This is a genomic window from Planktothrix sp. FACHB-1365, from assembly GCF_014697575.1.
Classification (GTDB): domain Bacteria; phylum Cyanobacteriota; class Cyanobacteriia; order Cyanobacteriales; family Microcoleaceae; genus Planktothrix.
Genome location: NZ_JACJSC010000022.1, coordinates 35735 through 49555, shown reverse-complemented (window position 1 = coordinate 49555; position 13821 = coordinate 35735). Strand labels below are relative to the sequence as shown.

The following is a 13821-nucleotide window of genomic DNA, read 5'->3' as shown; positions in this document are numbered from 1 at the left end:
TGCAGGTAAATAATGAACATTTTATTACTTTTCTTTCGCCTTCTGTTAACATTTCTTCATCTCCTACAGATTACCCAGCGAACAAAAAGACTATAATCCTCTGTGGAGTTAACTCTTCCCTGTTTACTCTGCCTGAGTTACTCTATGAGTGCTGTGTCAGTTGCGTAAGTCCTGTTATTGTTAAGGCGTGAACCCCTTAAGATTTTTATGAATCAACGTGAAATGATTAAAGGTTTATTATTAACTGGAATAGGTGGGGTTTTAATGGGGTTAGCCACAGAACCTTGGGGACTTTGGGGGTTCGCTTGGGTGGCATTAGTTCCCCTTTGGGTTAATGTTTTGATTGTGGCTAAAAATAACCTGGAAACCTATCCTATATTGTCTCTACAGCGTTTAAAACTCCCGTTAATATTCGCGTTAGTTTGGGGAATTGGTTATTACGGAATTGCTTTATTTTGGATTACCGGAATTCACCCCATGACTTGGTTAGGAATTCCCTGGTTAGCGAGTTTAGCCATTGCTTTATTTTGTTGGACTTTTATTACCCTTTGGGGAACAGCTTTAGTGATGGTTTGGACAGGATTATTTTTAATTTTATCCGATGTAGAGACGCGCCAAAAGCCTTCGGCATCGCTTCGCCCAGGCGCATCTCTACTCAAAAAATGTTCTGCAATTTCCCTGGCTTTAACACGGGTTTTAATTGGAACAGCATTATGGTGTGGATTAGAATCTTTGTGGAGTTCTGGGGCCTTATGGTGGTCTTCTTTATCCTATACCCAAAGTTTCGGAAATTTAATCATTTTACATTTAGGTCAAATTTCTGGCCCTACAACAGTTACAGCTATTTTGTTAATTGTTAATGGATTAATTGCCGAAGGATTAATATTTGAACAGCATCAAAAAACCGTTAAATTATTAATTTTAGCGTTAATATTTTTTATCAGTTCTCATATTGTGGGGTTAATCTTATATAATCGTCCTTTGAATAATAACCCAGAACAAGCTTTAAAAGTAGGAATTATTCAAGGCAATATTCCCAATGAAATTAAATTAAATCCGGTAGGCTTTTTGCAAGCTTTACAGGGTTATACCACTGGATATATTACCTTAGCTAATCAAGGCGTAGACCTTGTATTAACTCCCGAAACAGCCCTACCTTTTTTTTGGACTGACCCCATTCAGCGACACAATAGTTCTTTTTATCAAGCTATTTTACAGGAAAAGGTTCCGGCTTTAGTTGGCAGTTTTGCTTTAAAAGAAGAAGGATATACCAATAGTTTATTTTCGATTAATCAGGACGGGAAAATTATCAGCGAATATGATAAAATCAATTTAGTTCCGTTAGGAGAGTTTATCCCATTTAGTGAAATTTTAGGACAATTTATTCGACGATTATCTCCCTTAGAAGCCACTTTAATTCACGGGAAACCCGGTCAAACATTTCAAACCCCTTTCGGTCAAGCAACGGTAGGAATTTGTTATGATTCTGCATTTGCGGAGCATTTTCGCAAGCAAACGGCTCAAGGAGGAGAATTCATCATCACAGCATCCAATGATGCCCACTATTCCTCAACCATGTTAGCTCAACATCATGCCCTTGATGTGATGCGCGCCATTGAAAATGATCGCTGGACAATTCGAGCCACTAATACAGGATATTCAGCCGTTGTTGATCCTCATGGTAGAACTCTCTGGCTTTCCCATCACAATACTTATGAACTGTATGCTGATATAATTTATCGTGATCAGACTCAAACTCTCTATGTGCGTTGGGGAAATTGGCTTATGCCTGTATTATTAATAATAGGGATAACTGTATTTTTTACAAAAATCGATCTTTTCCCCTAAATTTTATCACACTGTCTGAATAATTCAAGGTCATACAGATATCTCTTAAAAATAAGCGGTGAGAAGTTATCTTCCCCTGATTAAACTTCAAATTGCGTATGAATTTTTATTGAAAATCAACAAATAGCCATGATCAAGTCGGACTCTATTCTGATTGTGGATGATGAACCGGATGTCTTTGACGTTCTCGAAGGAATTCTATTTCGAGAGGGATATCAATTACATTATGCCTCCAGTGGATTTGAGGTGTTTAAATTTTTAGAATGGGGGAAACCCGATTTAATTTTATTAGATGTGATGATGCCTGATTGTGATGGGATGGATATCTGTCGCCAAATCAAACAAATTCCTGAATGGAATTCGATTCCCATTATTATGATTACGGCACTCAATTCTAAAGAAACTTTAGCACAATGTTTAGAAGCTGGGGCAGAGGACTTTATTGGAAAACCAGTGAGTGCGCTGGAAGTTAGAGCCAGAGTTCGTTCCATGCTGCGACTCAAAAAACAGCACGATGAGTTAGAAAAATCCCGTCAAAAATTAGAACACTTATTGCAATTACGCGAAGATATGGCCTATGCTGTTATTCATGATCTGAGGAATCCAGTAGTGGCGATTACATTAGCTTGTGAACTGTTGACCCTCACGGATTTAACAGAAAAACAATCTCAAAAAGTCGAGCAAATTGCCATTTCAGGAAAACATTTAAACAACCTGATTAATTCTTTATTGTTAATGGCAAAGCTAGAATCTGGTAAAGCACTGCTGAATCCTCAACTGGTAAATCTCTCGGCTATGGTTCAAGAGGTTGTTAATGAATTTGAAGCTCAAACGATTAAAAAGAAAATCAACTTAACCGCTACTATTCCCGAAGCAAAACGGTTAGTCATGGCTGATCCAGATTTAATTAAACGGGTACTTGAAAATTTACTCAATAATGCAATTAAATTCTCCCCAACCAACAGTTGGGTTTCAATGGAAGTTGAATATCCTCCCGATGCTAATATCGTTAAAGTTTATATTCGAGATTCGGGAAGGGGGGTGAAAGATGAACTCAAGCAAAGTATTTTTCAAAAATATGAGATTGGTCAACGTTTTGAAGGCGTTAATCAAACCGGATTAGGATTAGCCTTTTGTAAAATGGTGATTGATGCTCATCAAGGCTGCCTTTCCTTGACGGATAATCAACCCAAAGGCTCAATTTTTACCTTGGAATTAAACACCGAATATCACTCCCTTCTTAATTCTTAATTCTTAATTCTTAATTCTATGTCTAGCGATTCTGATAGCCTTTTTATTTTACCCCTACAAAAAGCCATTATTCCCAATCCTCTGACGGTGAAACCACAGACTAGATTAATAGATGCGATCGCCCTCCTCAACCAATCTCAAACCACTTGTTCCTTAACGTTTGATTCCTTGGGGTTGAATTCCGCGAACACCTGTTTAATTGTGATTGAAAATAACCGACCTGTGGGAATATTAACCCATCGAGATATTGTTCGCTTGATTGCTCAAAAAATCAAGATTGAAAATTTCAGTGTTGGTGAAGTGATGAGTCAACCTGTGATTACTCTCGAACAAAGTAAATTGACCCATCTGAATGCAACTTTAAACTTATTACAACACCATCAAATCCGTCATTTACCTTTAGTAGATTCTGAGGGAAAATTGGTCGGTTTACTCACCCATCGAGATCTAAGACATTCCCTAGAACCAACGGATTTATTAAAACTCAGAATTATTGAAGAGGTAATGACTAAAAATGTTGTACAAGCACCGACGACAATTTCTTTATTAGAATTGGCTGAATTAATGAGCGCTGCTCAGGTGAGTTGTATTGTTTTAGTTGAGGAAAAAATCTGTAATGAAGAATCCTTAAATATTCCTGTTGGTTTATTGACAGAAGGAGATATTCTCAGGTTTCAAGCCTTGGGTTTAAATTGGAATTTAGAAGCTCAAGTTGTCATGAGTTGCCCCGTTTTTTGCCTCCATCCCCATGATAGTTTATTAGGGGCTCATGTGTTGATGCAGCAACGCTATATTAATCGAATCCCAATTGTAGGCGATCGTGGTGAACTGATTGGAATTATTACGCCCAGCAGTATTTTAAAAGCGATTAACCCCCTTGATTTATTACAGATGGTGGATGTTTTAAAGCAGAAAGTTAATCAATTAGAAGCGGATAAACTTAAGTTACTCCAAAGTCAAAATACCAAACTAGAAGAGAAAATTCACAAACGCACAGAAGCCTTAAGAATTGCCAATCAAAAATTGCAAAGTGAGATTAAAAACCGGAGTTTAATAGAAGCTAAAATTGCTTTTCAAGCTTCTTTGTTAGATCAAGTCAGAAATGCGATTATTGCCACAGATTTCCAGGGTAAAATCATCTATTGGAATCAATATGCTGAACTGTTATATCAGTGGAAAAGGGAAGAAGCTCTGGGAAATAATATTATTAATTTTTTTATTCCGGTAGATTATAAAAATTTAGCCGAAGAAATTGTTAAAGAAGTTCAACATCAAGGATACTGGGAAGGAGAATTTACCATTTACCGCAAAGATGGTAGCTTATTACCTATTCATGTTTTTGATACATTAATTCGAGATCAAGCCGGAAATCCCATCGGCTTAATCGGGATTAGTTTTGATATTAGTGAACGCAAAGAAGCAGAACAGAAATTACAGCAGCAGGTACAACGGGAACGGCTATTTTACCAAACGGCACTCCATATTCGTCAATCGTTGAAGTTAACTAATATTCTGAATAATGCCGTCGTTGATATTCGCGCCATTCTCAATTGTGATCGGGTTTTAGTGTATCAATTTGATGCGAAATGGAATGGCACTATTGTAGCGGAATCTATTGCTGAAGGTTTAACTCCTAGCTTAGGAATTTATTTAGAAGATACTTGTTTTAAAACCGGAAAAATTTCACCTTACTTTCAAGGTAAAAAAAGCTTAATTAACAATATTGAAACGGCTGAAATAACAGAATGTCATAAACAAATTTTAGAGCGATTTGATGTTAAAGCAAATCTCGTTGTTCCCATTTTAATTCCCAACAAAAATAGAGAAAACGGAACTGTGCTTTGGGGGTTATTAATTGCTCATCAATGTTTTTCTCCTCGAAATTGGTATCCAACTGAATTAGAATTATTAGATGAAATTGCCGTTCAACTCTCTCTAGGAATTCAACAATCTCAATTATATCAAGCGGTACAAACGGAACTAGAAGAACGCCATAAAGTCGAACAAGAATTAAGAATTTTAAATCAAGAATTAGAAACCCGAATTCGAGATCGAACCGCTAAATTAGAACGTCAAGAACGCAAATCTCGTTTATTTGCAGAAATCGCTTTAAAAATTCGTCAATCTTTAGATATTGAACAAATTTTACAAACCACTGTCACCGAAGTTCAAAAGATTTTAGGGTGTGATCGCCTCTTAATTTATCGGGTGTTTTCTAATGGCACAGGACGGGCGATCGCAGAAAGTGTATTACCCGGATGGCGTTCTGTTTTGAGTGTTGATTTTCCTGAAGAAGTTTTTCCCCCCGAATATCAACAACTGTATGATCATGGAACGGTAAAAGCAATTGCTGATATTCATCAAACCTATCAAGAGGTAACACCCTGTTTAGTTAATTTTTTGCGGGAATGGTGTGTTAAAGCAAAACTGATTGTTCCGATTTTAAAAAATCATTATTTGTGGGGATTTATGATTGCTCATCAGTGTACTTACCCGCGACAATGGACAGAATTTGAACTTGAATTGATGCGCGAAATTGCCGATCAAGTGGGTGTGGCATTAGAACAAGCTCAATTAGTAAAAACTATTCGAGAACGAGAACAATTTATTGAAAGTATTGCCGATAGTAGTCCGAATATTTTATATATTTATGATTTAGAAGAAAAACGCAGTATTTATAATAGTCGCTCCTTAACTCCCATTTTAGGATATACCCCCCTAGACCTCTCAGAAATGGGTGATCCTTTCTTAAGGATTTTTCATCCTGATGATCAAAAAGCGGTGTACAAACATCTTCAAAAAACAGCTAAACTCAATGATCGAGAGGTGAGTTATATTGAATATCGAATTCAACATCAGAATGGGGAATGGCTGTGGTTTTCTAGCCATGCAACTATTTTTAAACGAGATCAAAATGGAAAGGTTCAACAGATTTTAGGGGTGGCTCAAAATATAACTGATCGGAAACAAACTGAATTAGATTTATATAAAAGTAATCAAATTTTAGAAGCCATTAGCCATGCTCAAGCTCAATTTATTACCAATGGAGACTCCTATCTTCTGTTGGAAAATTTGCTCTCTTCGATCTTAACATTAACCCAAAGTCAGTATGGGTTTATGGCAGAAGTATTCTCTGGCTCTAATGGAGAAAGTTATCTCGAAGAATATTATCTGAAAAAACAAGGAAATCCCCATTTAGAAATCCATCCCATGACTCCTAATATGTGCAGCCCAGAGTTCAACTGTGTTGAGGAGGGGACAAAACAAGCTGAATATTTTAATATAAAAGCATTTTTTTGTACCGTCATTTTAGCGGGAAAGCCCGTTATTATTAATCATTCAATTCTAAGCAACACAAGACACCCAGAATGTTTACCCGACAAAAATCATCTGACTCTAAATAGTTTTTTGGGTCTACCCTTTTATACCCATAAGGAATTATTGGGTGTGGTGGCGATCGCAAATCGACCCGGAGGGTATGACCAAGAACTGATTGATTATTTACAGCCTTTCTTAGCAACTTGTAGTAATATTATTGAAGCCGATCGAACTGAACGTTTACATAAACAAGCCGAAAACAATTTAAAACGTCAATTAGCGGCAGTAGAAGCTTCTATTGATGGAATTTCCATTCTCAAAAATGAAAAATATATTTATGTTAATAATGCTCACTTAGAGCTTTTTGGTTATCGTCATCCTGATGAATTATTAGGGAAAAGTTGGCGACTGCTTTACACCCCCGATGTCGTAGAATGGTTTGAAAATCAGATCTTACCAATTTTAACCCAACAAAAATTTTGGCGGGGAGAAACTATTGCTTTAAGAAAAGATGGCACAACTTTTAATCAAGAAGTGTCCTTAACGTTGACAGAAGACGGGGATTATATTTGTGTTTGTCAAGATATTAGTGAACGCCAAGCGGCTCTCCGGCAACGGAAAAATGCTGAAATTCAACTGCGTCAAACCAATGAACAATTAGCGATCGCCAACGCTCAACTTGCTCGTGCATCCCGTCTTAAAGATGAATTTCTAGCTAATATGAGTCATGAACTCCGAACTCCACTCAACTCAATTTTAGGAATGTCAGAAGTTTTGCAAGAAGGAACCTTTGGGGTATTAAATGATAAACAAAATCAAGCTTTAGAGATGATTTACCGCAATGGTAAACACTTACTAGAACTGATTAATGATATTCTCGATCTCTCTAAAATTGAAGCGGGAAAATTAGGCTTAGACTGTTCTCCAGTGTCCGTTAATGAACTTTGCCAACACAGTTTAAGCTTTGTTAAACAACAAGCCCATCAAAAAAATATTCGCCTCAGTTATCAAATTGAAGATGTAACAGAAGCCCTCAATGTTGATGAACGACGAATCCGTCAGGTGTTAATTAATTTACTCAATAATGCCGTAAAATTTACCCCCGAAGGTGGACGGGTGAGACTGGAAGTTCGAGGAGATCTCAATGAACAAACGGTGAGTTTTTCTGTGATTGATAATGGTATTGGCATTGGTCAGGATGATCAAGATCAATTGTTTGAAGCTTTTGTTCAAATTGATAGTCGTTTATCTCGACGTTATGAAGGAACAGGTTTAGGATTAGTTTTAGTTAAAAAACTCGTCGAAATGCACGGGGGTACGGTGAAGATTGACAGCCAATTAGGACAGGGAAGTTGTTTTACGGTGACACTACCTTGGACTCGTGTATCGTGGAGAGAAACACCCCGATTAACAGCCAGCGAACCGTTAGATCGCTTACCTTTTTCTGGGATATCTTCTCATGGATTAAAACGACCTTTAATTCTACTGGCTGAAGATAATTCTGATAATATTCATACCTTACTCAATTATTTACAAGCCAAAGGATTTGATGTGGAAATAGCCTTTAATGGAATTGAAGCCATTCAAAAAGCTCGGAGTCTGCAACCGCAAGTGATTTTGATGGATATTTCTATGCCAGAAATGGACGGTTTAGAAGCGATGCGCCAAATTCGGCTTGATCCTCAACTCACAACCCTTCCCATTATTGCATTAACAGCTTTAGCTATGCAGGGCGATCGAGAACAATGTTTAGCCGCAGGGGCGAATGAATATCTTCCTAAACCTGTGCAACTGCGACAGTTAGTTCAGTTAATTCAGAGTCTTATCCATGATTATTACAGGAATTAATTCATGAATTATCACAATATTCACCTGGGAAAAACTCGAAAGCAAATCTATTTCTTTTTAATCGGGATTGTGCTTTGTCTGGGTTTGGGAATCTTAGCCAGTTGTTTTCAACCACCTACAACCCCTCTATTTGTCGGGAGTAATGAGTGGCCGGGGTTCGCTCCTTTATATTTAGCCAAGGAGTTAGGTTACTATCAAAATAGTTCGATTAAAATTGTAGATTATCCTTCCACAACAGAAATTAATCGCGCCATTCGCAGTGGGAATTTACAAGCAGGAGCAATTAGTCTTGATGAAACATTACTATTAGCCGAAACCTTTCCTCAAATTCGGGTGATTCTGCTGGTTGATTTATCCAATGGTGCAGATGTTATCCTGGGAAAACCGCAGTTAAATACCTTATCGGATATTAAAGGAAAAAAAGTCGGGGTGGAAAATACAGCATTAGGAGCTTATCTGTTAAGTCGGGCACTTGATCAAGTGGGGCTTTCAGTGCAAGATATTAAAATTGTTTCTTTAGGGTATTCGGAACATGAAGCTGCCTTTAAACAGGGTGAAATTGATGCCGTTGTTACCTTTGAACCGGTTCGATCTAAGTTAATAGCAACGGGAGCTAAAGTTTTATTTGATAGTAGTAAGATTCCGGGTGAAATCGTTGATGTGTTGGTGGTGCGTCAGGATATTATAGAAACACACTCAAAAGATTTAGAACAGTTAATTCGAGGTTGGTTTATGGCTTTAGATTATCTGAAACAACAACCAGAGAGTGCTGCTCAAATCATGGCAGAACGGGTGGGAATTACACCGAAAGAATTTTTATCTTCTTTGAAACTCCTAAAATTCTTTACTCCGGTTGAAAATCAAACACTCCTCTCCCAAACTGATCCAAGTTTGGTGAAGGCGTCCCAAAACTTGTCTAAATTAATGCAGGAAAAAAAACTGCTCAACTCAGATATCCAATTTTCGTCTTTGTTGGATCAGCGTTTTGTGACTCAATTTTATAAATCTAATCCATGAAACGTTTGGCTTTTACTATCCCTCTGCGAGTCGCTATTCCTAGTTTATTACTCTTTTTGGGTAGTGGACTGGGTTTATATGGGTTCATGACAGAGGTAAAAAAAACCTATGAATATCAGGAAACTGAAATTTATCACCAGGCGGATTTTTATAGTGAAAAAACCGTGCAGTTATTAGAATTTATTTTACGCCGATTCACCAGTTATACTAGCAGTTTAGATGGGGCAAAAATCATTATTGGGGAAACAGGAGAACAACCGAATTTAGAATTATCTGCATTTCTGGATGAAAATAATGTTATTATCTTTTCCACTCACTACGATTTACAAAAACAAGCTATAAAAGATACTGATTTAGCTTATCTTTACCCCCAGATTAAACAGGTTCAACAAACCCAAATACAACAAAAGATTTGGTCGGATAATCGACAATCGTTAAAATTGATTACTCCCGTTATACTGCCTCCTAAGCCGAATGAATTGCGATCAAGATTTGGAACTTTTTTATCGATTTATGACCTAACTCAACTCAAAAAAGTCGCTTATCAAGATGCTTTAAATCGATCTCTAAAAATGAATGCTGTAGTCTTAGGCGTTTGTTTGTTAGTTTGGTTATTTTTTGAATTGAGTTTAACGAAACGAGTCTCGCGGTTAGTCTTAGTCAGTCAAAATTTAGCTCATGGAAATTTAAGCGATCGCAGTCGTTTACCCGGATCTGATGAATTAGCAAAAATTTCTTATGCTTTTGATCAAATGGCAGAAAAAATCGAACAAGATACCTATGATTTACAACAGTCTCAACTCGAATTACAAGAAAAAGCTACCGCATTAGAAACGGCTTTAACGCAATTAAAACAAACCCAAACTCAATTATTACAAAGTGAAAAAATGTCTAGTTTAGGACAACTCGTTGCGGGAATTGCCCATGAAATTAATAATCCCGTTAGTTTTATTTTTGGAAATATTACTTATGCTAAAGAATATACCAATAGTTTACTCAATTTAATTTCCCTGTATCAAACTTATTATCCTCAACCTATCCCAGAAATTCAAGCTGAAATCGATGATTTAGATTTAGAATTTCTGAAATCTGACCTCCAGAAAATCTTTGATTCGATGCGGGTTGGTAGTCAACGAATTGCGGATATTGTTCAATCGTTACGTTCATTTTCTCGGTTAGATGAAGCCGATGTCAAAACGGTTGATTTGCATGAAAATATTGATAATACCTTGATGATTTTAAAACATCGTCTCAAGGCACAATCTTCTCGCCCGGAAATTAAAGTCATTAAAAATTATGGCAATATTCCCTTAATTAACTGTTATGCGGGTCAACTCAATCAAGTGTTTATGAATATTTTAATCAATGCCATTGATGCGTTAAGCTCGGTTCAAGAAAACGAGTTTTGCAAAGTCCGAACCTCAACGCCTCCTCAAATTTTAATTCAGACTGAAACCCTGATTGACTCCGAACACAAAACCTGGGTACAAATTCAGATTTCCGATAATGGTTTGGGAATGTCTGAAACCGTGAAAAATCGAATTTTTGAACCCTTTTTTACGACAAAACCCGTCGGTCAAGGAACCGGGATGGGATTAGCGATTAGTTATCAAATTGTGGTAGAAAAACATCAAGGTCAACTGTTGTGCACGTCTCAAATTGGAGAGGGGAGTACCTTTGTGATCACCTTACCGTTGTCGATAATGTCGAACACTGAGGCGGTAACACACCTGTAGGCAATGTCCGTCCTTGGGGGGGATTGGTGACTAATTCTATCACCCCATCCGCCCTGACAATCCATCCTTGGGCTTCTTGAATTGGGGGGTTAGGGGTGGTTTTTACAGTTCCCCGTAGAGATGTGCCAGAGCCCTGTAGAGACGCGCCAATAGCCTTCGGCATAGCTTCGCCCAGGCGCGTCTCTACGAGATTAATCCAATTCATGACAGTCGGTTCAGAGGTTAACGCATCATTGGGACTCGGAGGTAAACCCCCCCGTCCGGTAATCACAAATTGATTCCCCTCATTTCCCGAACATCGGGTTGCAATTAAGGTGGTGGGGTCTACTAAATTGGTCGGTAACTCCACTAACCCCGCACTAGGGTCAACTTCTGGACTACTAATTTCCACCGCCCCGCTAAACTCGGCCCCTAACTCACTGGTGGCGGTAATATCACTTTGGGGGGTTTGGAATTCTCGAAATTGTGTCCCGAAAACCCCTTGAGCATTAATAATCACCTGTCCGCCTTTTCCCGCTTCCGCATTCGCCGTAATATCACTATTTTCTAACGCGACTAAATCGGAAGTCCCCAGGGTAATATTTCCCCCGTCAGCGTTTCCAGCATTAGTGGTAATTTGACTATCTCGCCGCAATTCAACGCTTTGCGCTGTGGCGCGAATATTTCCCCCCGTACCCGCAACTGTTGCAGCACTAATGGTTCCTTCATTATCCAATAGAATCTTACCCGCTTGAATTTCTAAGTTACCCGCCGCCCCTGCATTGGTTCCTCGCACCCCAATTTCCGCTCCATTTCGCACCGTTAACCGTCCGGTATTAATCCGCAAATCCCCCGCACTTCCCGCCCCACTGGTATTTGATTCAATGGAACTCGGTACAATGCCATCGCCAATGGTTCCAAAGGAAACCGATTCAACGGATTGATCAATATTAGTGGCAAACCCAACGACATCAATAGATTCCGTAGCATTTAAGGTTAAATTTCCGGCCGACCCTTCTCCTCCGGTGGCTGCGGAAATTTGGGCGCCATCCTGTACCACTAACCGTTGGGTATTAACGGTTAAATCCCCGGCGGCGGCTGTGCCTTTTTGTCCCTCGACGGTTAACAGGGAAGAAGAAGTTAATAACCCACTCAAAAACCGTCCATCCTCCGACACTCCCCGCAGTTGTACGGACTCCGCATTTACGGTTAAATTGCCCCCTTTCCCAGCACCCGCCGCCGACGCAGAGACTTGCGCCCCCTCTGCAACGGTAAGTTGACGAGCGTTAACGGTGAGATCTCCAGCGCTTCCGGTTCCCAAGGTAGCGGTAAATAATCCCGTCGGGACGACGACACCAGCACTCACACCCCGAACTTCTACGGTATCGGCATTGAGGTTAAGATCTCCTCCTTTACCAGCCCCAGAGAGCCCTGGACTGGTAACAATATGGGAATCTTGTAATAGGCGTAATTGGGGAGTAAAAATATTAATCTCTCCGGCGTTTCCCGTACTCACAGTTCCGGTAATCACCAGTGAACCTTGGGTAATATCAGCGAACCGAGAGGCTAACAAGGTAATATTTCCGCCTGACCCACTGCCCAAAGTGGGTGTTAAAATTCCGGCCCCATTCATGATTTGCAATTGGGCAGTATCGAGGGTAACTGTTCCAGCCGTACCTGTGCCCAAACTCAGGCTAAAAATACCATCAGCAAGGCTTTGGGGATTGAACTTTTCTGATACTAATTGTTGTAAAAAAAATTGAGGGCGAGTTCCGACTAAATCAATGGAATTTTTAGCAGTAATATTAATATCACCTGCATTGCCTGTAGCGAGGGTTGATGAGGAGATAAAGGCACGATTATCTAAGCGGAATTGTTCGGCTTGAATGTTAATGCCGCCTCCATTGAGAGAATCATAGGTATTAGAAAGAATGCGGGAACCATCGGTTAAAGCAACGTCTCGCCCTTGCAGGACAATTAACCCTCCTCCGGCTCCACTGCTATCAATTTGACTTTGGCGGAAGAGTCGAATTGAACCTAATTGAAAATCAGGGGAGGTAAAGACATAATTTGCAGGTTGTAAAGACCAAGTGCCATTTTTTAAGGCGGCTAATTCTATTTTACCCCCAAAAGCAGTCAGATTTCCTTGATTTAAAATGACATCTCCACCAATTAAACGAATAGTCTGACCGGGTTGTACTTGTAATCCTGTATTGGCTGCTTTTCCATCTATTCCAATGCCTAAGCCTTGGGATTGATTGGTGATAGAACCCGGTTGATTTCCCATCTGTAACCCAATGGGAACATTAACGGTTAATAAAGGCGGTGCTACGGGATTTATGGCGCTAAATTCACTGCCATTATCAAAAATAATACTATTGGCGGTACTGGCTGTAAAGGAACCCCCAATATTGAGTTGGGCGTTAGGGCCGAATAAAATTCCATTGGGATTAATTAAGAATAAATTGGCGGTTCCATTGGTTTGAATTAAACCTTGGATGTTAGAAATATTATGTCCGGTGACGCGACTAATAATATTTTGAATATCAAGGGAATTATTGAAAAAGGCTGCACTGCCTTCGGGTATAGAAAACTCTTGGAAACTATGAAATAAATTGATGCCGTTTTGGGTTCCCCCTTCAATCTTCATGATATTACCATCGGGGGTGACAAGGGTATTTTGGGGTAAGGTTTGATCGGGTATGATTTGGGCGATCGCTTTTTGAATATTTCCAGCATAAATCAAAGAAAATGTCAATAAAATTAATCGCATTTTGGGCAAAAATTTATAATTTTTAAGATGATTATTCATGTTTAATCCTTT

Annotated in this window: 6 protein-coding genes; 5 read left to right on the top strand and 1 reads right to left on the bottom strand. The window is 39.0% G+C overall.

The window, feature by feature from the left end:
• Positions 1 to 207 precede the first annotated feature (207 nt).
• The 5 genes from lnt (at position 208) to H6G57_RS20210 (ending at position 11018) form a co-directional block, all read left to right on the top strand.
• Positions 208 to 1848 (top strand): apolipoprotein N-acyltransferase, encoded by a 1641-nt coding sequence (gene lnt / locus H6G57_RS20230; protein ID WP_242049040.1) that lies wholly within the window; start codon positions 208 to 210, stop codon positions 1846 to 1848.
• A 129-nt stretch (positions 1849 to 1977) separates the two neighbouring features.
• Positions 1978 to 3099 (top strand): hybrid sensor histidine kinase/response regulator, encoded by a 1122-nt coding sequence (locus tag H6G57_RS20225; RefSeq protein ID WP_190521765.1) that lies wholly within the window; start codon positions 1978 to 1980, stop codon positions 3097 to 3099.
• An 18-nt stretch (positions 3100 to 3117) separates the two neighbouring features.
• Positions 3118 to 8265, top strand: coding sequence for a PAS domain S-box protein (locus H6G57_RS20220; RefSeq protein ID WP_190521763.1), 5148 nt, complete (start codon positions 3118 to 3120; stop codon positions 8263 to 8265).
• Positions 8266 to 8268: 3 nt separating this feature from the next.
• The gene (locus tag H6G57_RS20215) at positions 8269 to 9282 is read left to right on the top strand and encodes an ABC transporter substrate-binding protein (RefSeq protein ID WP_190521761.1); all 1014 of its coding nucleotides are present in this window, start codon (positions 8269 to 8271) and stop codon (positions 9280 to 9282) included.
• The gene (locus H6G57_RS20210) at positions 9279 to 11018 is read left to right on the top strand and encodes a sensor histidine kinase (RefSeq protein ID WP_190521759.1); all 1740 of its coding nucleotides are present in this window, start codon (positions 9279 to 9281) and stop codon (positions 11016 to 11018) included. Before H6G57_RS20215 ends, H6G57_RS20210 begins: the two co-directional genes overlap by 4 nt.
• Here the strand turns inward: H6G57_RS20210 and H6G57_RS20205 are convergent.
• Entirely contained in the window at positions 10966 to 13809 is a 2844-nt protein-coding gene (locus H6G57_RS20205; RefSeq protein WP_242049039.1) for an S-layer family protein, read from the bottom strand. The genes H6G57_RS20210 and H6G57_RS20205 overlap by 53 nt on opposite strands.
• Between the last annotated feature and the right edge of the window lie 12 nt (positions 13810 to 13821).

Excerpts from the sequence above, each read along its gene's own strand:
- lnt (WP_242049040.1), top strand. The coding sequence starts at position 208 with ATGAATCAACGTGAAATGATTAAAGGTTTATTATTAACTGGAATAGGT.
- H6G57_RS20225 (WP_190521765.1), top strand. The coding sequence starts at position 1,978 with ATGATCAAGTCGGACTCTATTCTGATTGTGGATGATGAACCGGATGTC.
- H6G57_RS20220 (WP_190521763.1), top strand. The coding sequence starts at position 3,118 with ATGTCTAGCGATTCTGATAGCCTTTTTATTTTACCCCTACAAAAAGCC.
- H6G57_RS20215 (WP_190521761.1), top strand. The coding sequence starts at position 8,269 with ATGAATTATCACAATATTCACCTGGGAAAAACTCGAAAGCAAATCTAT.
- H6G57_RS20210 (WP_190521759.1), top strand. The coding sequence starts at position 9,279 with ATGAAACGTTTGGCTTTTACTATCCCTCTGCGAGTCGCTATTCCTAGT.
- H6G57_RS20205 (WP_242049039.1), bottom strand. The coding sequence starts at position 13,809 with ATGAATAATCATCTTAAAAATTATAAATTTTTGCCCAAAATGCGATTA.